At 70.0% G+C, this 20,118-nt stretch carries 23 protein-coding genes; 12 read left to right on the top strand and 11 right to left on the bottom strand.

What is annotated here, in order from left to right:
* Nucleotides 1–182: 182 nt before the first annotated feature.
* Together VM938_00305 and sdhA are read right to left on the bottom strand one after the other, a co-directional pair.
* Nucleotides 183–911 carry a succinate dehydrogenase iron-sulfur subunit gene (locus VM938_00305; protein ID HVF73457.1) on the bottom strand — a complete coding sequence of 243 codons (729 nt, stop codon included), beginning with the start codon at nt 909–911 and terminating at the stop codon, nt 183–185.
* Nucleotides 911–2,650, bottom strand: coding sequence for a succinate dehydrogenase flavoprotein subunit (gene sdhA / locus VM938_00300; protein HVF73456.1), 1,740 nt, complete (start codon nt 2,648–2,650; stop codon nt 911–913). The genes VM938_00305 and sdhA overlap by 1 nt, the downstream gene beginning before the upstream one ends.
* 59 nt (nt 2,651–2,709) lie before the next feature.
* Here sdhA and VM938_00295 point away from each other — a divergent pair, with 59 nt between their 5' ends.
* Nucleotides 2,710–3,537 carry a methyltransferase domain-containing protein gene (locus VM938_00295; protein HVF73455.1) on the top strand — a complete coding sequence of 276 codons (828 nt, stop codon included), beginning with the start codon at nt 2,710–2,712 and terminating at the stop codon, nt 3,535–3,537.
* A gap of 53 nt (nt 3,538–3,590) precedes the next feature.
* On the opposite strand, the gene VM938_00290 is transcribed toward VM938_00295, so the two are convergent.
* Nucleotides 3,591–5,720, bottom strand: coding sequence for a hypothetical protein (locus VM938_00290; GenBank protein ID HVF73454.1), 2,130 nt, complete (start codon nt 5,718–5,720; stop codon nt 3,591–3,593).
* Nucleotides 5,721–5,768: 48 nt separating this feature from the next.
* On the opposite strand from VM938_00290, the gene VM938_00285 reads away from it, so the two are divergent.
* Both VM938_00285 and VM938_00280 read left to right on the top strand, forming a co-directional pair.
* The gene (locus VM938_00285; protein ID HVF73453.1) at nt 5,769–5,948 is read left to right on the top strand and encodes a hypothetical protein; all 180 of its coding nucleotides are present in this window, start codon (nt 5,769–5,771) and stop codon (nt 5,946–5,948) included.
* Entirely contained in the window at nt 5,945–7,345 is a 1,401-nt protein-coding gene (locus VM938_00280) for a sigma 54-interacting transcriptional regulator (protein HVF73452.1), read from the top strand. Before VM938_00285 ends, VM938_00280 begins: the two co-directional genes overlap by 4 nt.
* A gap of 1 nt (nt 7,346) precedes the next feature.
* Here VM938_00280 and VM938_00275 read toward each other — a convergent pair whose 3' ends face one another.
* Genes VM938_00275 through VM938_00260 form a run of 4 tightly spaced genes read right to left on the bottom strand, consistent with a single transcriptional unit; the run spans nt 7,347 to nt 10,167 of the window.
* Nucleotides 7,347–8,063, bottom strand: coding sequence for a helix-turn-helix domain-containing protein (locus VM938_00275; GenBank protein HVF73451.1), 717 nt, complete (start codon nt 8,061–8,063; stop codon nt 7,347–7,349).
* Nucleotides 8,063–8,938: a hypothetical protein gene (locus VM938_00270; GenBank protein HVF73450.1), complete on the bottom strand. Its 876-nt coding sequence runs from the start codon at nt 8,936–8,938 to the stop codon at nt 8,063–8,065. The genes VM938_00275 and VM938_00270 overlap by 1 nt, the downstream gene beginning before the upstream one ends.
* On the bottom strand, nt 8,916–9,449 hold the full coding sequence (locus VM938_00265; protein HVF73449.1) for a sigma-70 family RNA polymerase sigma factor: 534 nt from the start codon (nt 9,447–9,449) through the stop codon (nt 8,916–8,918). Before VM938_00265 ends, VM938_00270 begins: the two co-directional genes overlap by 23 nt.
* A 52-nt stretch (nt 9,450–9,501) precedes the next feature.
* Nucleotides 9,502–10,167, bottom strand: coding sequence for a hypothetical protein (locus VM938_00260; GenBank protein HVF73448.1), 666 nt, complete (start codon nt 10,165–10,167; stop codon nt 9,502–9,504).
* Between the two features lie 98 nt (nt 10,168–10,265).
* Between VM938_00260 and VM938_00255 the strand changes: the two genes are divergently transcribed.
* Complete coding sequence (locus VM938_00255) at nt 10,266–12,287, top strand: hypothetical protein (protein HVF73447.1); 2,022 nt, start codon at nt 10,266–10,268, stop codon at nt 12,285–12,287.
* A 30-nt stretch (nt 12,288–12,317) separates the two neighbouring features.
* Here VM938_00255 and VM938_00250 read toward each other — a convergent pair whose 3' ends face one another.
* Nucleotides 12,318–12,989, bottom strand: coding sequence for a hypothetical protein (locus tag VM938_00250; GenBank protein HVF73446.1), 672 nt, complete (start codon nt 12,987–12,989; stop codon nt 12,318–12,320).
* Nucleotides 12,990–13,114: 125 nt separating this feature from the next.
* Nucleotides 13,115–13,927 carry a hypothetical protein gene (locus VM938_00245; protein ID HVF73445.1) on the bottom strand — a complete coding sequence of 271 codons (813 nt, stop codon included), beginning with the start codon at nt 13,925–13,927 and terminating at the stop codon, nt 13,115–13,117.
* A gap of 122 nt (nt 13,928–14,049) precedes the next feature.
* On the opposite strand from VM938_00245, the gene VM938_00240 reads away from it, so the two are divergent.
* The gene (locus VM938_00240) at nt 14,050–14,340 is read left to right on the top strand and encodes a WhiB family transcriptional regulator (protein ID HVF73444.1); all 291 of its coding nucleotides are present in this window, start codon (nt 14,050–14,052) and stop codon (nt 14,338–14,340) included.
* Nucleotides 14,341–14,374: 34 nt separating this feature from the next.
* On the opposite strand, the gene VM938_00235 is transcribed toward VM938_00240, so the two are convergent.
* Entirely contained in the window at nt 14,375–15,181 is an 807-nt protein-coding gene (locus tag VM938_00235; GenBank protein ID HVF73443.1) for a hypothetical protein, read from the bottom strand.
* A 20-nt stretch (nt 15,182–15,201) separates the two neighbouring features.
* Between VM938_00235 and VM938_00230 the strand changes: the two genes are divergently transcribed.
* Genes VM938_00230 through VM938_00210 form a run of 5 tightly spaced genes read left to right on the top strand, consistent with a single transcriptional unit; the run spans nt 15,202 to nt 18,203 of the window.
* Entirely contained in the window at nt 15,202–16,164 is a 963-nt protein-coding gene (locus tag VM938_00230; protein ID HVF73442.1) for an LLM class flavin-dependent oxidoreductase, read from the top strand.
* 1 nt (nt 16,165) lies between these two features.
* Nucleotides 16,166–16,342 carry a twin-arginine translocase TatA/TatE family subunit gene (locus tag VM938_00225; GenBank protein ID HVF73441.1) on the top strand — a complete coding sequence of 59 codons (177 nt, stop codon included), beginning with the start codon at nt 16,166–16,168 and terminating at the stop codon, nt 16,340–16,342.
* 39 nt (nt 16,343–16,381) lie between these two features.
* Nucleotides 16,382–16,894, top strand: a complete 513-nt coding sequence (locus VM938_00220; protein ID HVF73440.1) for a sigma-70 family RNA polymerase sigma factor — start codon at nt 16,382–16,384, stop codon at nt 16,892–16,894.
* Nucleotides 16,891–17,304 carry a zf-HC2 domain-containing protein gene (locus VM938_00215; protein ID HVF73439.1) on the top strand — a complete coding sequence of 138 codons (414 nt, stop codon included), beginning with the start codon at nt 16,891–16,893 and terminating at the stop codon, nt 17,302–17,304. The genes VM938_00220 and VM938_00215 overlap by 4 nt, the downstream gene beginning before the upstream one ends.
* Nucleotides 17,301–18,203 carry a hypothetical protein gene (locus VM938_00210; GenBank protein ID HVF73438.1) on the top strand — a complete coding sequence of 301 codons (903 nt, stop codon included), beginning with the start codon at nt 17,301–17,303 and terminating at the stop codon, nt 18,201–18,203. Before VM938_00215 ends, VM938_00210 begins: the two co-directional genes overlap by 4 nt.
* On the opposite strand, the gene VM938_00205 is transcribed toward VM938_00210, so the two are convergent.
* Nucleotides 18,195–18,428: a WhiB family transcriptional regulator gene (locus tag VM938_00205; GenBank protein HVF73437.1), complete on the bottom strand. Its 234-nt coding sequence runs from the start codon at nt 18,426–18,428 to the stop codon at nt 18,195–18,197. The two genes, VM938_00210 and VM938_00205, sit on opposite strands and share 9 nt — an antisense overlap.
* 95 nt (nt 18,429–18,523) lie before the next feature.
* Between VM938_00205 and VM938_00200 the strand changes: the two genes are divergently transcribed.
* Both VM938_00200 and VM938_00195 read left to right on the top strand, forming a co-directional pair.
* Nucleotides 18,524–19,825, top strand: a complete 1,302-nt coding sequence (locus VM938_00200; protein ID HVF73436.1) for a trypsin-like peptidase domain-containing protein — start codon at nt 18,524–18,526, stop codon at nt 19,823–19,825.
* 10 nt (nt 19,826–19,835) lie between these two features.
* A complete protein-coding gene (locus tag VM938_00195) occupies nt 19,836–20,117 on the top strand; it encodes a hypothetical protein (GenBank protein ID HVF73435.1) in 282 nt (93 codons plus the stop codon).
* Nucleotide 20,118 lies beyond the last annotated feature (1 nt).

The following is a 20,118-nucleotide window of genomic DNA, read 5'->3' as shown; positions in this document are numbered from 1 at the left end:
GAAGCGGTCCGGTTCGAAGGCCCACGTGGAGGCGTGAGCTACGGACCGCTCGGTCCGATGTCCTGCCCCCGGTGGCTGTTCAACTTCGCCTCCGGGAACGGGATCTCCTTCCCTAAAGGCTTGTATCGACAGGGTACGCGCGCAGTTGAGGGATCACGAACATCATCCCTGAGGACTAGTCCTCACACGCGGTCGTAGAGGATGGCTCGCTTGACCTCTTCGATGGCCTGGGTGACCTTGATGCCGCGGGGACACGCCTCGGAGCAGTTGAACGCCGTGCGGCACTTCCACACGCCCGAGCGCTGGTTCAAGATGTCGAGCCGCTGGTCCGACGCCTCGTCACGCGAGTCGAAGATGAAGCGGTGGGCGTTGACGATCGCCGCCGGCCCCACGTACTCGGTGTTGCCCCAGTAGACGGGGCACGAGGTGGTGCAGGCCGCGCACAGGATGCACTTGGTGGTGTCGTCGAAGCGCTCCCGGTCCTCTGTCGACTGGTGCCGCTCCTTGTAGCCGGGGTCGTCGCTGGCGATCAGGTAGGGGAGCACCGAGCGGTACTGGGCGAAGAACGGCTCCATGTCGACCACCAGGTCCTTGATGACCGGCAGCCCCCGGATGGCCTCGACGGTGATGTCGGTGCCGACGTCTTGGATCAGCTTCAGGCAGGCCAAGGCGTTGGCGCCGTTGATGACCATGGCGTCGGACCCGCACACGCCGTGGGCGCAGGAGCGGCGGAAGGTGAGGGTGCCGTCGTACTCCCACTTGGCCGTGTGCAGGGCGTCGAGCACGCGGTCGGTGGGCTCGGCCTCGACCTCGAACTCCTGCCAGTAGGGCTTCTTGTCCTGCTCGGGGTTGTAGCGCTTGACCTTGAGGTGGACCTTGACCTTGGCGTTGTCGTTCAGGGTGGCGGTCATCAGTACTTCCGTTCCATGGGCTCGTACTTGCCGCCGACGACCGGCTTGTAGGACAGCTCGACGGTGCCGTCTTCCCGACGGGCGGCGAGGGTGTGCTTCATCCAGTTGACGTCGTCGCGGGTGGGGTAGTCGTTGCGGAACTGCGCCCCCCGGCTCTCCTTGCGGGCCCGGGCGCTGACCACCAGGGCCTCGGCCAGGTCGAGCAGGTAGCCGAGCTCGAGCGCCTCGGTCAGGTCGTAGTTGAACGTGGCGCCCTTGTCGTCGATCGACACGTTCTCGTAGCGGGCCTTGAGCTGGCCGATGGTGGCCTCCATCGACGACAGGGTCTCCTCGGTGCGGAAGACGAAGGCCTTCTCGGTCATCTCGTTCTGGAGCTGGGTGCGGATGGCGCCCACCTTCTCGGTACCCGAGCCCGCCTTCATCTTCTCGATGCGGCCCCGCACGTCGTCCTCGGCGCCCTTGGGCATCTCGGGCAGGTCGACTGTCTTGACGTACTCGGCCATGGCCCGGCCGCCTCGCTTGCCGAACACCACGATGTCGAGGAGCGAGTTGGTGCCCAGGCGGTTGGAGCCGTGCACGCTGACGCAGGCGCACTCGCCCGCCGCGTAGAGGCCGGGAAACACCGTGTCGTCGGCGTCGATGACGACTTCACCGTCGATGTTGGTGGGGATGCCGCCCATGGCGTAGTGAGCCGTGGGCTGGATCGGGATGGGGCTGGTCTTGGGCTCGATGCCCAGGTACGTGCGCACGAAGTCGGTGATGTCGGGCAGCTTCTCGTCGATCTGCTCCGGCGGGAGGTGGGTGAGGTCGAGGTAGACGGCGTCCTTGTCGGGGCCGATGCCGCGCCCTTCGAGGATCTCGGTCTGGATGGCGCGGGCCACCATGTCGCGAGGCGCCAGGTCCTTGACGGTGGGGGCGTAGCGCTCCATGAACCGCTCGTTGGAGTCGTTGCGCAGGATGCCGCCCTCGCCGCGGGCGGCTTCCGACAGCAGGATGCCGAGCTTGTAGATGCCCGTCGGGTGGAACTGGAAGAACTCCATGTCCTGCAACGGGATGTTGCGGCGGTACAGGAGGCCGGGGCCGTCGCCGGTCAGGGTGTGGGCGTTGGAGCTGACCTTGAACACCTTGCCGAACCCGCCGGTGGCGAAGAGCACCGCCTTGGTGTTGAACACGTGGAGGTCGCCGGTCGACTGCTCGTAGGCCACGACGCCCGCCACGCGGCCCTCGGAGAAGGCGATGTCGAGGACCTGGAACTCGTTGAAGAAGTTCACGTCGCGGGCCACGCACTGCTGGAACAGGGTCTGCAGGATCATGTGGCCGGTGCGGTCGGCGCTGTAGCAGGCCCGCCGGACGGGGGCCTCGCCGTGGTTGCGGGTGTGGCCGCCGAAGCGCCGCTGGTCGATGCGACCTTCAGGCGTGCGGTTGAAGGGGAGGCCGAAGTGCTCGAGCTCGATGACCGCGTCGATCGCCTCGCGGCACATGATCTCCGCAGCGGGCTGGTCGACGAGGTAGTCGCCGCCCTTCACCGTGTCGAAGAGGTGCCACTCCCACGAGTCCTCCTCGACGTTGGCGAGCGCCGCGCACATGCCCCCTTGCGCCGCTCCCGTGTGGGAACGGGTGGGGTAGAGCTTGGTGATCACCGCGGTGCGGCATTTCCCGGCCGTTTCGATGGCGGCTCGCAGGCCCGCTCCCCCGGCGCCCACGATGACCGCGTCGTAGCTGTGCTGGTGCACGTTCACGGTGGCTCATCCTTCCATCCGCACGTGCAGAGGGTGGAATCCACCCGTAGCGTGGCCCCATGCCGAACACCGAGCAGATCGAGCACTGGGACGGCGAAGGGGGCGAGCACTGGGCTGAGCACGCCGACTTCTACGACGCCCTGCTCCGCCGCTACGCCGACCGGATCATGGCGCGCCTCGACCCGCAGCCGGGGGAGCGGGTCCTCGACATCGGCTGCGGCAACGGCGCGCTGGCGCTGGGGATCGCGCCGCACGTCGGGGAGGTGGTCGGGCTCGACATCTCCGGGCCCATGCTGGCCACGGCCGCCGAGCGGGCCGCCGCTGCGGGCCTGTCCAACGCCACCTTCGAGAAGGGCGACGCCCAGCTCCACGCCCTGCCCGATGCGTCGTTCGACGCCGCCGTGAGCCGGTTCGGCGTCATGTTCTTCGAGGACCCGGCCGCCGCCTTCGCCAACATCGCCCGCATGCTGCGGCCCGGCGGGCGGTTGGTGTTCGCCTGCTGGCAGCCGATGTTCTCCAACGCCTGGATCATGGTGCCCGCAGGCGCGGTGCTGGCCCACGTGCCCCTGCCGCCGATGGGGGAGCCGGGCGCCCCCGGCCCCTTCGCGCTGGGCGACGCCGACCGGGTGCGCTCGCTGCTCGACGGCGCGGGCTTCGCCGACGTGGAACTGGAGCCCGTCGAGGAGCCCATGCGCTACGGCGAGTCCGTCGAGGAGGCGGTGGCGTTCCTCCGCAACACGGAGATGGCCCGGACGCTGCTCAAGGACGTCGACGAGGAGACGGTGGGGCGGGCGTGGGAGGCCGTGCGAGAGGCTTTGGCGCCTTATGCAGGCCCCGACGGCGTGTCGCTGACCGGCGCCGCCTGGCTGGTCACCGCCCGCTCCTGACCCCGCCGTCCCCCGAAGTTGCGTAGGAATCGCGCCGTTTTCCGGCGCGTTTTCTACGCAACTTCGGCGATGAGGGCGTCGTAGCGGTTGGCGGCCTTGACCTCGTCGGCGTCGAGAGAGAGGTCGAGCACCAGCGGGCCGGGCGCATCGGGCACCACGGCGCGCACCATCCCCACGCGCTGGCATGAGTCGGGCGGCACGTCCCCGCCCCACGACCACGATGCGCTTCCGCCTTCCCACCGCAGGGTGGCTGTGACCGTGCACCCCGTCACCGGCGTGCGCAGGTCGCTGACCACGTGCACGTCGAGGGCGAGGGTGTCGCCCGGGGCGTAGACGGCGGCGGGGCGGTCGGCGGTCACGATGACGGGCGCGCAGGCGGCGGCCAACGCTTCGTAGCCGAGCTTCGGCACCCGTTCGTGGTCGAGTACCGACCACGTCACCGCCGGGTGGCCGTCGGCGAAGGAGAACTGGCAGAACCCGCCCGTGGGCCGGTACTTGAGCCGGCGCAGGTGCTCGACGTGATGGCGCACGACGGTGGCCTGGTACGCCTGCGTGGCCTGGCGCCACTCGTCGAAGGTGGCGAAGTCGGCGGGGTCGAGGCCGTGGCGCTTGAAGATCCCCAACTGCAGGGCGTGGGTGCGCACGAGGCGGCGCCAGTCGAGGGCGGGCCACGCAGCGGGGTCGAGGAAGTCGGCCGTCTCCGGCACCGCTTGGGCGCCGAACTCGCTGACGAACCGGGCCTGGCGGGGCCAGGCAGCGAGGTAGCCGGGCAGGTCACGCTCGTCGCCGTGGTACCAGCCAAAGTAGAGGTGGGCGTCGGTGCCGTCGGCGCCGACATGAGGCATGACGCCGGAGTGGGCGATGGCGGGACGGGTGCCGTCGGCCTTGTCGAACGCCCGCTTCACCGACGAGTCGAGGATCGTCTTGTTCCACGTCGGCACCTGCTGGAGGGCCAGGTACTTGAGGCGCAGGCGGGCGGCGTCGACCTTTGTGCCCGGCTCCACGTCGAGGGCCATGGGCTCGTTGTGGCCGCACCACAGGGCGATCGAGGGGTGGTGGCCCAGGAGGTCGACCGCCTCGCGCGCCTGGCGAGCGGCCTGCTTGCGGATGCCGCGGGCGTAGCCCCACTGCAGCGGCATGTCCTGCCACAGGAGGAGGCCGTGGCGGTCGGCGGCGTCGTAAAGGTCGGGGCGGCTGACGTGGCCGTGCACCCGCACCAGGTCGAGGCCCGCTTCTTTGGCCAGCACGACATCGCGCTCGAAGTCCTCGGCCGTGGCGTCGGCCAGTCGCATGCGTGTGGGGCCCTGGTTGGTGCCTTTGAGGAACAGGCGCTCGCCGTTGACCGACGTCACCCAGTTCTTCATGCGCACCTGGCGCAGCCCGGTGGCAAAGGTGCGCCGGTCGCTGACCTCGTTGCCCCGCTCGGGCAGGCGGACTTCGACGGTCACCTCGTGGAGGGGCTGGTCGCCGAGGGCATGCGGCCACCACAGGTCGGGCTTGTCGACCACCACGGTCCACAGCACCCGGTTCTCGCCCGCCGCCAACGGCTGCTCGTGCTCGTGGTCGGTGCCGCCGATCGTCGTACGGATGCAGGCGCTGCCCGCCTCGGCGGCGTCGAGCACCGCCCGGAAGCGGACGACCGCTCGTTCGGGCGTGGCCTCGGCGCACAGCGTGCGCAGGTGGTGCATGCGCACCGGGCCCGTCTCGCTGAGGTGGACGGGACGCCAGATGCCGCCCGGGTTCCAGTCGGGGTCGAGGCAGTCCCAGTGCTGGAAGACGCCGGTGATGTTGCGCTTGGCCGTCTTGTCGCGCTGCGGTGCGCAGGTCAGTTCCAGGGCGAGGACGTGCTCGGCTTGGGCGCGCAGGGCGTCGGTGACCTCGAAGGTGTGGGGGAAGAAGTAGCCCTCGGTGTCGCCCACGTAGGAGCCGTCGAGCCACACGTCGCCTTGGTAGAAGAGGCCTTCGAAGGTGAGCCACGACCGGCGCCCTTCCCCGGGTTGCGGTGCCTCGAAGCGATGGCGGTGGAGCAGCGGCCCCTCGGAGCCGGCGAAGGCGGCGGACGACCGCCAGTGGCCCGGCACGCGGAGGTCGGCCCAGCCGCTGTCGTCGAAGTCGGGGTCGGGGTACGCACGGCGCAGGCCTTCGTCGGCTTCGATCGCCCGCCAGCCCGCGGCCAACTCCATCCCGCGAACGCTACCCCCGAACGCCGTACCGTCCGCCAAGATGGTGGCGTGTGGGTGATCCCGGCCGTCGTGGTGCTGCTGCTGGTCGTGGCCGCCGTCTCCGACTGGCGGGCTCGCCGCACCGGCCGCCCCCAACGGGCCGCCACCGACTACTGGCACGCCGTCCACCAAGCCCGACGCGAGGCCCGGACACGTATGTGGTCGAACCGCCGTAGATTCGGGCAATGACGTCTCGACCGGCGACGCTCGGCCAACTGAAGGAATCCGGCTGGCAGTCGGTGCCCGTCAAGGAAGAGGTGCGGCGCAACGCCGCGGCGCGCATCGCCGAGGGCAAGCCGTTGGTCGAAGGCGTGCTCGGCTACGAGGACACCGTCCTGCCGCAACTGGAGAACGCCCTCCTGGCGGGCCACGACATCATCTTCCTGGGCGAGCGGGGCCAGGCCAAGACCCGCATGATCCGCAGCCTCACCAACCTGCTCGACGAGTGGCTCCCGATCGTGTCGGGCAGCGAGATCAACGACGACCCCTACAACCCGGTCAGCAAGCACGCCCGCGACCTCATCGCCGACAAAGGCGACGACACGCCGGTCGAGTGGATCCACCGCAGCACCCGCTTCGGCGAGAAGCTGGCCACCCCCGACACCTCCATCGCCGACCTCATCGGCGAGGTCGACCCCATCAAGGTGGCCGAGGGCCGGTACCTCTCCGACGAGCTCACGCTGCACTACGGGCTCGTGCCGCGCACCAACCGCGGCGTCTTCGCCATCAACGAGCTCCCCGACTTGGCCGAGCGCATCCAGGTGGGCCTGCTCAACGTGCTCGAAGAGCGCGACGTGCAGGTGCGCGGCTACAAGATCCGCCTTCCGCTCGACGTCATGCTCGTCGCCTCGGCCAACCCCGAGGACTACACCAACCGGGGCCGCATCATCACGCCCCTCAAGGACCGTTTCGGCGCCCAGATCCGCACCCACTACCCCCTCGACACGGCCACCGAGATGGAGGTGGTGCGCCAGGAGGCCGACACCCTCGACGCCCTCGGGCTGCGGGTGCAGGTGCCGTCGTTCATGGCCGAGATCGTGGCCACGCTCACCCACCTGGCCCGGGCCAGCGCCCACATCAACCAGCGCTCGGGCGTGTCGGTGCGCCTCAGCATCGCCAACTACGAGACCCTCGTGGCCAACGCCGCCCGGCGGGCGCTGCGCCTGGGCGAGAAGGACGTCGTGCCTCGCGTCAGCGACCTCGATGCCCTCGCCTCGTCGACCGCGGGCAAGGTCGAGATCGAGACGTTGGAGGAAGGGCGCGACGAGCAGATCGTCGAGCGGCTGGTGAAGTCGGCCGTGCTCACCGTGTTCAAGGACCGCTGCCCCATGGACCTGTTCCGCGACGTCGTCGTGGCCTTCGACGAGGGCACGGTCGTGCACGCGGGCGACGACGTCCCCTCGGCCACCTACGTGGAGACGTTGGCCACCATGCCCGTGCTCAAAGCGCCGGTCATGGAACTGGCGGGCAGCGAGACGCCCGCTGCGGTCGCCAGTGCGGCCGAGTTCGTGCTGGAAGGGCTGCACCTGTCGAAGCGGCTCAACAAGGAAGCCGTCCCCGGCCGGGCCACCTACCGGGGCCGCTGAGCTACGAGGGGGCGGCGGCCAGGCCGACGCGCGACGCCCGCAGGATCCCGTTGCCGTTACCCCGCGGGGCGTCGGCAGGCGTCGCACCCCGTTCGATTTCCACCCGCGCCAACCGACCGCGCATCCGGAGGACGTAGAGGGCGACGTCGGCGCGCAGTCGGTCGGGCGGGCGGTCGAGGCTGAGCCCCGTCAGTGCCTCGAACCGGCGGACCCGGTTGAGGACGGTCTTGCTGTGCAGGCCGAGGGCGCGGGCCGTGCTCTTGGCCGAGCCGTCGTTCCAGTGCAGTGCTTCGAGGGTTGTGAGCAGGCGGTTGCCCAACGCAGGGGGCAAGGCGAGTACCGGCGCCAGCACGGCGTTGACGAGCGCTTCCTGCTCCTCGTTGGTGGAAGCGGCCAGCACTTGGTACATGAGCAGTTCGTCCACGTGGAGGACCCGCCGCGACGTGGGCAGCCGTGTGGCGAGGATCAGCAATGTGGTGGCCCGGCGGTAGGCCACTGCGGGTGCCAGGAGCACCATCCAGCCATTAGCCGCCGCCAGACGGCACAGGGCGTGGCGGCCGTCGACGTTGTCGATGACGACCGTGCGGTGCGGGATGCTCGGCGCGCCGCCGGCCATCGCGGCCGCTTCGTTCAGTCCGGAGCGGCCGAGCGCTTCGGAGACGGCGCCGAGGTCGCGGGCCACCACCAGTGCCAACGTGGGCGTGTCGACGGAGACCATCAGCCGTCCTCCCTCGCCGTGTCGGCTTGGACTGTGGCGTTGCCCGCCCCCACGGTGGCCGAGGTGGCGACCAACGTGTCGATGCGGGCGCCTGCCTGGAGCCGGGCGTCGCTCTCCCGAGCCATCACGTCGTTCATCACCGACATCGGCACCGTCACCACCAAGCGGCCGGCGGCGGCGTCGAACGTCGCCGTGCACCCGGGGCACGGGTGTACGTCGTCGATGTGCACCTCGCCCAACTGGTCTCCCGATTCCCGCACGTTGACGCTGTGGGTTGTGTCGTCGAAGGTGAACTCGGACTCCATCTCGCGTTCCTGGCGGCCGCTGGTAGAGCCGGTGGGGGCCCGGTAGGAGGTGGTGAAAATGACCGTGCTGCGGTTGGGGTCGTACTCCATGGCCGCAGTGGTGATGTCGTAGTACCACCGGTCGGGTGTGGCGTCGCCCTTTGCGTCGCCGACCGTCTTCCATGTCTCGATGGCCGCAGCGGGCGGCGTCATCACGGGGGGGACGGTGGTGGCGACCGCTTTGGCAGGCACGCTCGACGGCGTCGACCGAGCAGCCGTGCCGGCGGCATCGCCGGGGGGCGCCGACCCTGGAGCCTCACCGCCCGAGGGGGAGCCGCCGCCTTCGCCGTTGTCGGGGGCCTGTTCCTCCTGCTTGCCGTTCGGGTCGTCGACCGATCGCACGCTTGCCCCCTCGTTGCTTCCCTGCACTGTCAGGGTCGCCACCAGGGCCAGAACCACCGCGGCAATTCCTCCGCCCATTCGCTGGACGGTGCGACGGCGTTGCAAGGCGTCGGCGCGGCCGTAGACCACGTCGAGCATCTCGTCGACCGAGCGCGGCCCGATCGGATCAGTGGTGAAGGTCGACGGCAACCTGCACCTCCTTCCCGTCAGGCGGCTCGATGTCGACCCCGAACCGCTCGCGCAGTCGGACGAGCCCGCGGTGGACATGCGACTTCACCGTGCCGTTCGCCATCGACAGGCATTGGGCGATGTCGTCATCGGCGAGGTCGCCGAAGTAGCGCAGCAGCAACACTTCACGCTGGCGGTCGGGGAGCTTGTCGAGCGCCCCCAGCAGCCACATGCGTTCGACGGTGGAGCCCTGCGGGTCGTCGACTTCGGTGCGCACGTCGGGCATGGCCCGACGGCGGCGCAACATGTCGATGGCGACGTTGGCAGTGACCCGCATCACCCACGCGTCGCGGTAGTCGAGCCCGCGCACCCGCGGCCAGCGGACGAGGGCACGAGAGAACGCCTCGGCGGCAGCGTCCTCGGCCTCGGCGGCCCCGCCCAGCATCCGCACCGCGACCCCAAAAGCCCGCGGGTAGTTCGAGCGGAAGAACTCCTCGAACTCGGCGTCGCGCCGGCAGCGGGTGCGCATCATCGTCCTAACGAACGGAGGCCCCCGCCAGGGTTACCGCGTTCGCAGAAATCCTTCAGTCGCCGGGCGCCGGCTCGGCGGGGACGCCTTCGACGCCGACGCCGACGCCCGGGCTCTCGCTCGAACGCCGCTCGGCGGCGGTGACGCACTGCTCGCCGCAGTCGGGATCGGGAGGCGGGGCATCGGCGGGACCGGTGTCGGCCCAGGCGCCGTATGCGCCGGGTTCGTGGCACACCTCGCGGGCACACGCGCCGGGTGTGTGGGCGGCGGTCCGGCTCCTCGACAGGTCGAGGTCGTAGGCGACGCCCGCGCCGAGCAGCTCGATTGTCCAGGCGTTGTCTGCCGATTCGAGCTGGTTCGACGACTGGGCGGGCAGCTGGAAGCTGGTGCGCCTGCACTGGACCGCTTGCACGGGCTGGCGCGGGCAGGAGTAGCCGGCCCGGCCGTACTCCGTGTCGATCCACGTGGTGACGAGGGCATCGACGCTGTAGCGGCGGCCGACGTTGCCGTCGACACATGCGAAGGCGCTCTTCACGGGCTTGTCGGGCCGGCTGCCTGCACCGACGACGACGACCACGTCGGCGGGCCCGTCAACACGAGCGTCGAGGGAGGAGCGGTCCGCGCACCACGAGCCGTTTTCGCCGCCGCCGATGCCCGCGGTTGCAGGACCGATGCCGGTGACGACGATGGCCCCGATGGTGACCACTGCGAGCCGCTTCATGATGCTGACCCCCAACCCGCCGACCCCAGTTGAGTGCTACTTCTGCGGCCAGGCTACGGAAGCCTGCGCAATTCGTAAAGACCCCTAGGCTGGCATTGATGCCCAATCGGTTTGGTTATTCACGTTGGGACGGCACGCAGGTCGGCTTCGAGGTGAGTGCCGACGACGTGCTGGAGCAGCTCACCGACGACCTGCTCTACCACGGCGACCTTAACGCCGCCCTGCGCCGGCTGATGCAACAGGGCTTCCGCGACCGCAACGACGAACGGGTGGCGGGCATGCGCGAACTGCTGGAGCGCCTCAAGCGCCGGCGGCGCGACGAGTTGGAGCGCTACGACCTCGGCGGCGTGTACGACGACATCGCCCAGCGGCTGCGCGACGTCATGGACATCGAACGGGAAGGCCTCGACAAGCTCGTCGAGGAAGCGCGGGCGTCGGGCGACGAGCGGCGCCGGGAGATCACCGAGGAAGTGGCAGCCGAACGGCGGATGCAACTCGACCTCGTGCCGCCCGACCTGTCGGGCATGGTGCGCGGGCTGCAGGAGTACGAGTTCACCTCGACCGAGGCTCGGGAGAAGTTCGACGAGCTGCTCGACCAGCTGCGCCGCGAGCTCATGCAGAGCATGTTCAACCAGATGGCGGGCGCCATGTCCGACATCTCGCCCGAACAGCTCCAGCGCACCAAGGACATGTTCAACGCGCTGAACGAGCTGCTGGAGATGCGCGAGGCAGGCGCCGACACAGACGCCGCCTTCGAGCGCTTCATGGAGCAGTTCGGCGACATGGTGCCCGGCGACCCGCAGAGCCTCGACGAGCTGCTGGAGAACATGGCCCGCCAGATGGCGGCCATGCAGTCGATGCTCAACTCGATGACGCCTGACCAGCGGGCGCAGTTGCAGGGCTTGGCCGAGTCGCTGCTGGAGGACATGGACCTGCGCTGGCAGGTGTCGCGGCTGAGCGACAACCTGCGCAACGCCTTCCCCGCCGCCGGGTGGAACCGGTCGTACGACTTCAGCGGCCAGGACCCCCTCGGCTTTGCCGACGCGGCGGGCTTGATGGACGAGCTCGGCGACATCGACCAACTGGAGAACCTGCTGCGTTCGGCGGGCTCGCCGGGTGCGTTGGCCGAGGTCGACCTCGACCGGGCGCGGTCGTTGTTGGGCGAGGACGGGGCTCGCTCCTTGGAACGCATGGCCGAGCTGACCCGGATGCTGGAGCAGGCCGGGCTCATCGAGCAGCGCGAGGGACGCCTCGAGCTCACGCCGCGAGGCCTGCGCAAGGTCGGCGCGAACGCGCTGTCGGACCTGTTCGACAACTTGGCCAAGGACCGGCTCGGCCGGCATTCGGCCGACTCCGTGGGCATCGGCCACGAGCGGGCGTACGAGACGAAGCCCTACGAGTTCGGTGACCCTTTCAACCTGTCGATCGAGCGCACCGTGCGCAACGCCGTGCAGCGGACCGGGGGAGGCAAGCCGGTGCGGCTGTCGCCCGACGACTTCGAGGTGGAACGCACCGAGACGCTGACGCGCACCTCCACGGTGTTGATGGTCGACCTGTCGTTGTCGATGCCCATGCGCGACAACTTCCTGGCGGCCAAGAAGGTGGCCATGGCGCTGCACTCGCTGATCGCCACCCAGTACCCGCGCGACTTCCTGGGCATCGTCGGGTTCAGCGAGGTGGCCCGGGAGCTCAAGCCCGAGCACCTGCCCGAGGTGTCGTGGGACTTCGTGTACGGCACCAACATGCAGCACGGGTTCCTGCTGAGCCGCCGGATGCTGGCCCGCCAGTCGGGGACGAAGCAGATCATCATGATCACCGACGGCGAGCCCACCGCCCACTTCCCGCCCGGCTCCGACGTGCCGTTCTTCAGCTACCCGCCGGTGCAGGAGACGGTCGACGCCACGCTGGCCGAGGTCATGCGCTGCACCCGTGAGGGCATCCGCATCAACACCTTCATGCTCGACGCCACGTCGTACCTCCGGCAGTTCGTGGAGAAGCTCACCGAGCTCAATCGGGGCCGGGCCTTCTTTACCACGCCCGAGACCCTCGGCGACTACGTGCTCGTCGATTTCATCGAGCAGAAGCGGGCCATGCGGGGCCGGGGCAACCGCAGTGCCTGAGGAGGAGTCACTTCTCTCTGAGTCGGGCGGCTATCCGTCCAATCTGCGCGCGTCGACTGACTGCGCGACGAGCCACGATGACCGCGACTGGTTCTGTCCGACGGACAAGCCATCGCTATACGGGAGAACCAGGGCGACGAGCGGCTCGTTCTCCTCGACCCACATCCCCTCTTCGACCCACATCCCCTCTTCATCCCACATCCCCCCTACAACCCAACGCTTGGCAGGTCCGGTGGGAAGGAGGGATCCCGTCTCTACGAGCGGGGTGATCGCGTCCCGGTAGCCGTTCAGCAGCGTTTGCGGCCCGCATGCGAGTACGCCCATACCTCCCCGAAGCAGGTCCAGAGGGTCGACGAGCGAGTTGAGGTAGCGAGCGAGTGGCCGCCACTCGCCGACGATCTCCCGATGGGCGAGCCAGATCGCCGCAAGCACCTCGCCGGCCTCAGTTGCTCGTTCCTTCAGGTAGAGCTCACCCATCGTGTCCGTGTGATCCAGGAGCAGTGGGTGGCTCGACTCCAAGCTGAGCCAGCCGTGCGGCCCCAGCGTCAGGCGGGTCTCGCGGACGCCATGCGCAACGACGACCCATTCGCTATGGACCACTGTGCGCCTGCGCACAGTGAAGTGAAGTTCCGAACGGTCATCGACGATCCGACGTGCTTCAACGAGGTCAAGGAAGAGCTCGTCCTCGTCGATCTCTTCCATGGCCGCGACAAGCTCAGCGAGTCCCGCACCTTCCATCGCTGGATCATGCCCCGCCACCAGCGAGCGCGCCCCTCCTTTTCCCCGTCCGCGGTCCAGTTCGCACGAAAGCTGTACTGATGGGCCCCTCAGGATGGGCAGCCGGTGGGCATGACGGCTCTGAGCGAGATGCGCGTGAGCGGTTGGTTCGCCGGAACTTCGTGAACCAAGCGGGTGCGCACGTTGAAGAGCACGTAGGTGCCACCGGCGCGCCCGAGCAGGATGTCGCTGGTGCACAGGTCGGCGCGCTCGTCCAGCACGGCGCCTCTGGGCCACTGCACGAGGACCACGTACGCCAGCGCGGGTGGGTCGGCTCTCCGCCGCTCCGCCACCGCCTTCCCCCAGGCCGCACCTTGCAAGAAGGCCATGAAGGCAACCAGCGCAGTGACGGCCACGCATGCGCCGATGAACTGCCAAGGATGCGTCACGGTCCACCGCACGGTGCGGGGGGCGTTCTTCACCACCGCGAGAGCGAACCCCGCGAGGATGAACCCCGCGACGCCTATCCCGGGGCGGGCTTTGATCTGCCAAGCCATGGCGGCGAGTCCGCAGACGACCACTGCCACGCCGAACACGAGGTGCCGTCGCTTGCGGGAGGGGGAGGGCAGCTCGGGAGGCGGTGGTACCTCCTTGGTGCTCACCCGGGCGGCCCACAACGCGTACCCGACGAGGCCTCCCACCATCGGCGTGAGGATGACGCTCGGAAGGATGGCATGGTCGACGATGGCCGACTTGTCGATGCCGACCACGCGGAGGTCCTGGATGCCGAAGGCGTCGTAGAAGCCGAGGTTGGCCGCCCCTGCGACCAGGAAGACGGCGCCGACGACGACAGCACCGAGAGGCAGCAGCAGCTTGGCGGCTTCCTGCAGCGCGGCCGACCCGACCTGCTCCTTCTCGGCCATTCCAAATCCCCCCTTGCGCATCGCGAGCGAACGGGGGATGATGACATTGTTGTAATTACATCGGTGGGATGCTACGAGGGCATCACCCGGCGGGTTACGGCAGTCAGAGGGGAGGTTGTCCGATGGATGGATTGCTGCACGTGTTGACCGACAGCGAAGAGCGGAGCTGGCAGGACCAAGCCAACTGCATGGGCGTTGACCCAGACCTGTTCTTCCCCGAGCGTGGTGCATCGACGCGAGAGGCGAAGGAGGTGTGCCGGGGCTGCGTCGTCCGTGAGGACTGCCTCGAGTACGCCCTCGCCAACGGCGAGAAGTTCGGCATCTGGGGCGGCATGAGCGAACGCGAACGCCGCCGCATCCGCCGAGCAAGGGCCTTGGCCCGCCGGGCCAACGGGGCGGCATCCGCCTCCTGACCCGTTGAGAAACGTGCCTCCCACGACCGGCACGTCAAGAAAACCTTCCCCCGTCGAGGCCCGCCTGCTCCAGGCGGGCCTCGATCGTTCTCGATGAGTCCAGGTCGAGCTCGGGCCACCGGTGGCGGGGGATGGCGTCCACCACGGCGTGGGGCGCCAGCCCGACGAGTTCCGCCCGTGCGACCTCGGTGGTCGCCGCCACCGCGTCGTAGACAACATCGGGGCCCACGACGAGTGGCGCGATGAGGTTGCACGACACCTGCGCCTGCCCGTCCACGTCGAGCCCCAGCGCCCGCACGTGCTCGCTGCGCAACGACCGGGCGATCGCTCGGGCCACGGCCACGTCGGCCGACGCCAGCCACAGGTTGTAGGCCACCAGCACCGGCCTGGCCCCCACGGCCACCGCGCCCGCGGTCGGGTGCGGCACTGACGCCCCGACATCGGGCACCAGGTCGACGAACGCCCGCCGCCGCACCTCGGGCAGCGACCGCTCCGACCCGTAGAGGAAGCACGGGACGTCCAACTCAGCGGCCGCCCACGCCGCGAAACGGTCCCGTGCCCCCACGGCGTCGTCGTCGTCCAGTGGGACGAACGGCACCACGTCGACCACTCCCAGCCGGGGGTGCACCCCCTCGTGCGCCCGCAGGTCGATGCGGGCCACCGCCTCCCGGGCGAGCGCCCTCGTCGCGTCCTCCACGTCGGTCCCCGCCAGCGTGAACACCGAGCGGTGGTGCGACACGTCGGAGTGCACGTCGAGCAAGGCGGCGCCCGCCGCCGCCCCGACGGCCTCGATCACCTCGGGCCGCCGCCCCTCGCTCACGTTCACCACGCATTCGAGCACCCGCCTACGCTCGCACAGCGATGGACGTCGGCCTCGCGCTCCCGCAGTTCGACTTCTCCGTCCCCGGCCGCTCGCCGCTGCCGTGGGACGCCGTGGTGGAGTGGGCCACGGCCGCTGAGGCCTCCGGCCTCGACTCGGTGTGGCTGGCCGACCACCTGTTCTGGTCGATCGAGAAGTACGGCGGCCCGCCCGGCCGCTCCAGCGCCCTCGACCCCATTGCGGCCCTCGCCGGCCTGGCCCGCGCCACCACCACCGTGGGCCTCGGCACCCTCGTCCTGTGCGCGCAACTGCGCCCCCCCACCGTTGCCGCCAAGGCGCTCGTCACCGTCGACGTGCTCTCCGGCGGGCGCCTCTCCGTCGGCCTCGGGGCGGGCTGGTACGAGCCCGAGTTCGAAGCGGCAGGGGTGCCGTTCGAACGGCCCGGCGTGCGGCTGCAGCAGTTGGCCGAGGCGGTCGAGGTCTACAAGGCCATGTTCACCGGCGGCTGGAACGACGCTCCCTGCCGGCCGCGCCCGGTGCAGGAGCCTCGGCCCCCGGTTTTCGTTGGCGGACGCGGCGACCGCCTGCTCAACGTCGTCGCCCGTCACGCCGACGGCTGGAACACCGGCTGGCGCCACACCCCCGAGAGCTACCGCGTCCGCGCCGCCGTCCTCGACGCCGCTTGCGAACGGGCCGGGCGCGACCCGGCCACCGTCGAGCGCAGCCTCAACCTCTACACGCTGGTGGGGGAGGACGAAGCCGACGTGCGCCGCCGGTACGAGCGCCTCCAGGCCCTCACGCCGCCCGGCGTGATCGACGCCACCCCGCTGGAGGAATGGCGCAAAGGCGCCCTGGTCGGCACCGTCGAGCAGGTGCGCGAACAACTGGGCGCCTGGGCGGAGGTCGGGGTGGCACATCTGATCGCGTGCTTGGGAGCGCTACCGTTTGCAGTGACGGACGTCGACGACCTGTCGCTGTTGGCAGCCGTTCGCAAAGGAGCCTGATATGCCGAACATCGGACCGGTCGAGCTGATCATCGTGCTGGCCATCGTGCTGTTGCTGTTCGGCAGCCGGCTGCCCAAGGTCGCCCGGTCGCTTGGCCAGGCCTCCAAGGAGTTCAAGCACGGCGTGGCCGAGGGTGCCCAGGACGACGCCGACGACGACGCCACCAAGAAGAAGTAGGCGGTACCTGGAACCGACCGCTCCCCGCCGTCGTTCCGCATGACGGAGACGGAGGACGAGCAGTCGGTCCCCGACTGGGAAGAGGTGGCCCGGCGTTACGGTCGGTTCCTCTTCACGGTCGCCTATCGACTGACCGGCAACCAGGACGACGCGCAGGACCTGGTGCAGGACGTGCTCCTCCGGGTCCGACGCGGGCTCGCGAGTTACCGGCCGGGGTCGATGGAAGGGTGGTTGAGCAGGATCACGACGAACGTGTTCCTCGACGACGTGCGGCGCCGCAAGCGGCGACCTGCCGACGCGCTCCCGGACGATCCCGACCGGGTGCTGCCTGCTGCGCCCGCGCCCGACGAGGCGCTCGATGCCGCTCGGCTGTCCGACCATGTGCAGGCCGCTCTGCTGCGCCTGCCCGACGACTACCGGGCGGCCGTCGTGCTGTGCGACGTGGCGGGCCTGTCGTACGCCGAGATCAGCGAGGCCCTCGACGTGCCGGTGGGGACCGTGCGCAGCCGCATCCACCGGGGCCGCGCCCTGTTGCGTGAGGCGCTGGGATGATCGACGGCGAACTGCTGAGCGCGCTGGCCGACGGCGAGCTGTCGCCCGCCGAGGAGTCCGAGGTGCTGGCCCATCTGGCGGGCTGCGCCGACTGCGCCGCCGAACTGGCCGACCTCCAACGGGTGCGCCGTGCAGTCCGCGACCTGCCTTGGCTCGACCCTCCCGCCGTTCTGGTGGGGGAATCCAGCGCTGGGGCGCGGGATTCCCCCACCAGAACGAGGGGGGCGGCGGCTGCGGGCGCGGTGCTGGCTGCTGCCGCGGCCATGTTGTTCGCCGTGGCGACGCCCGACCCTCGTCCCGTGCGGCCCCGGGTGGCGCAACTGGTCGACGTGCACGCCACCTCGGGTCCAGGCACGGACCCGGTGTCGGTGCTCACCCCCGCCGCCGTGCCCGTGAGGTTCGGCGAGTGATGCGTCGCACCCTCGTCGCCGTGCTGGCCGTGGCCACGACCCTCGTGGTCCCCGCCGCGGCCGCCGACGACCCGCTCCAGGGCGCCCGCGACGCCGCCACCACCCTGCGTTTCCGGGCTGCCGTCTCGGTGCAGTGGGCCGACGCCGACGGCGTGCACGACGAGCTCGTCGAGGTCCACTCCGACCAGGGCACCGTGCGGGTGGGCGGCCTCCAATGGTCGAACGGGGCGCTGCTCCAGCCGCCTGCCCCCGGCCCCAAGTACGACCTGCGCACCCGTCCGGGCACGGTCGTGGCAGGCCGCTCCACCACCGCGGTCGACGTCTTCGTGAGCGGCAGGCTGCGCGAGCGCCTCGCCCTCGACGCCGAGACCAGCCTGGTGCTCGAGCGGGCCCAGTTCGACGGCACGGGCCGGCCGGTGCGGGTGGTACGCATCGAGTCGTTGTTGCTGTTGCCGCCCGACGACGTGGTGGTGCCCGGCCCGGCCGACGCTCCGACCGACCTGCCCTCCCGGTACCGGGCGCCGCAGGCGTTGGCGGCCGGCTACCAGCGGGTGGCGGCCTACCGCCGCGGCGATGTCGTCCAAGCGGTCTACAGCGACGGCCTCCACGGGCTGTCGGTGTTCCTCCAGGCCGGCCGCCTCGACATCGACGCCATGCCCGGCAACGTCATGTGGGTGGCGCTGGGCACGCGCACGGCGGCCGTCCATACGTGGCCCGGCGGCGTGACGGTGACGTGGGAGGCAGGCGGGGTCGTCTACACCGCGGTGGGCGACGGCACCGTCGACGACGTGCTCAGCGCCGCCGCCTCGATGCCTGCGCCCGCCCCGCCGTCGGTGGGCACGCGCGTGCGCCAGCGCGCCCGGGCCTTGGCCGAGACGGTGCTCGGGGGGTCAGCGTGAGCGGGCGGTGGCGCGGGCCAGCCGTCGCTGGCGGGCGATGCGCCGGCGCTCCCGTTCGGAAGCACCGCCCCACACACCGTGATCAATTCGGTGCAAAAGGGCATACTCCAGGCACGGCGCCTGCACAGGGCAGGTGGCACAGATGCGCCGAGCTACCTCAACGCCTACGCCGTCGCTCGGGAAAAAGGTGGAGGGCGGCTCTGTGCGACAGTTGCCCTCGGCCATCCATTGAGTGTCCATCGACACCTCCGTCCTCTTGGAACGAGCGACGACTGGTGTTGGTTCCCGGTTACTGCACTGTAAGGCTGTAGGAGGCCAACGTGGACGATACGGACGATTCCACCCCGCAAGGCAGGTGGTCATGGGGTACGACTGACGAGCAGGCGGCCGATGACGCGCCGCCCACCACTGACGTCGTGCCCGACGAGCCGCCCACGGAAACCGTCGTCACCGACGAACCGCCCCAGCCCCTCGCCGACGAACCCCCGGTCGACGGGCCGTTGCCCCCGCCGCCCGCGGCTGCGGGGGCGGCCCCTCGGCGCAGCCCGGCATGGCCGGTCGTGGCCCTGGTCGCCGCTCTCGTAGGCGCCTTGGCCGGCGGCGGCGCAGCCGTGCTGCTCGACGAGGACGGCGCCACCACGACCGTCCGCTACGAGAACAACAGCGCCCCCATCACCCAGCCCCGCGACATCCAAGGGATCCTCGCCAAGGTGCAGCCGGGCGTGGTCTCCATCCGCACCTCCACCTTCCAGGGCGGCGACCTCTTCGGGCTGCAGCCGGTGCGCGGGGCGGGCACGGGCATGATCATCAGCGCCGACGGCGACGTGCTCACCAACGCTCACGTGGTCAACGGGGCCACGTCGATCAAGGTCACCATCGGCGGCGAGGCCGAAGCCCGCGACGCCGACCTGCTGGGCAGCAACCCGGCCTCCGACGTGGCCGTGCTCAAGATCCGCAACGCCTCGGGCCTGCCCGCGGTGACGCTGGGCGACTCCAGCCGCATCCAGGTGGGCGACCAGGTGGTGGCCATCGGCAACGCCTTGGCCCTGCCCGGCGGGCCCTCGGTCACCCTCGGCATCGTGTCGGCCAAGGACCGTGTGCTGGAAGCCGACGACGTGCAGTTGGAGAGCCTCATCCAGACCGACGCGGCCATCAACCCCGGCAACTCGGGGGGGCCGCTGGTCAACTCCGACGGCGAGGTCATCGGCATGAACACCGCCATCCGGGGCGACGCCCAGAACATCGGCTTCGCCATCGCCATCAACACGGTGAAGCCCATGCTGGAGACGTTGAAGCAAGGCGGCGGCGGCATCAGCAGCACTGCGTTCCTCGGCGTGTCGACCGCCACCCTGACGCCGGAGTTCAAAGAGCAGTCGGGCTTCGAGGTCGACGAAGGCGCGGTCGTGGCCACCGTGACGCCGGGCTCGCCCGCCGAGAACGTGGGGCTGCGTCGGTCCGACGTCATCACCTCGTTCGACGGCAAGAAGATCACGACGGCCGAAGAACTGGTGACAGCAGTGCGGGCCAAGAAGCCCGGCGACCAGGTGGAGATGGTGTTCCACCGTGGCAGCCAGGAACGGCGGGTCACTGTCACCCTGGGGTCCCGACAGGTCGGCCGCTAGGGTGGAAGCCATGTCGCAAGCCCCCGAGGAACTCGCCCAGGAACCGCCCAAGGGGCATGTTCGCGTCGTCTACATGGGCCCCGTCGCCCCCCACTGGGACATCCAGTCGCAGTTCGGCGACCGTGCCCTGATCGAGGAGTTCCGCCAGCGGGCGCTGGCCCGCTTGGTACTGCTGCCGCCGCACGACCCCCAGTTCCGCCGCAACCGCGAGCGCGTCGCCCGTGACGCCGAGCGCGAGAACCTGATCCTGGAGTGGGACCTGGGCATCCCGGAAGAGGAAGACGAAGTCTAGG

The organism is Acidimicrobiales bacterium, from assembly GCA_035536915.1.
GTDB lineage: Bacteria > Actinomycetota > Acidimicrobiia > Acidimicrobiales > JAHWLA01 > JAHWLA01.
The sequence above is the reverse complement of the archived record's forward strand: the minus strand, read 5'-3'. Positions and strand labels throughout refer to the sequence as shown.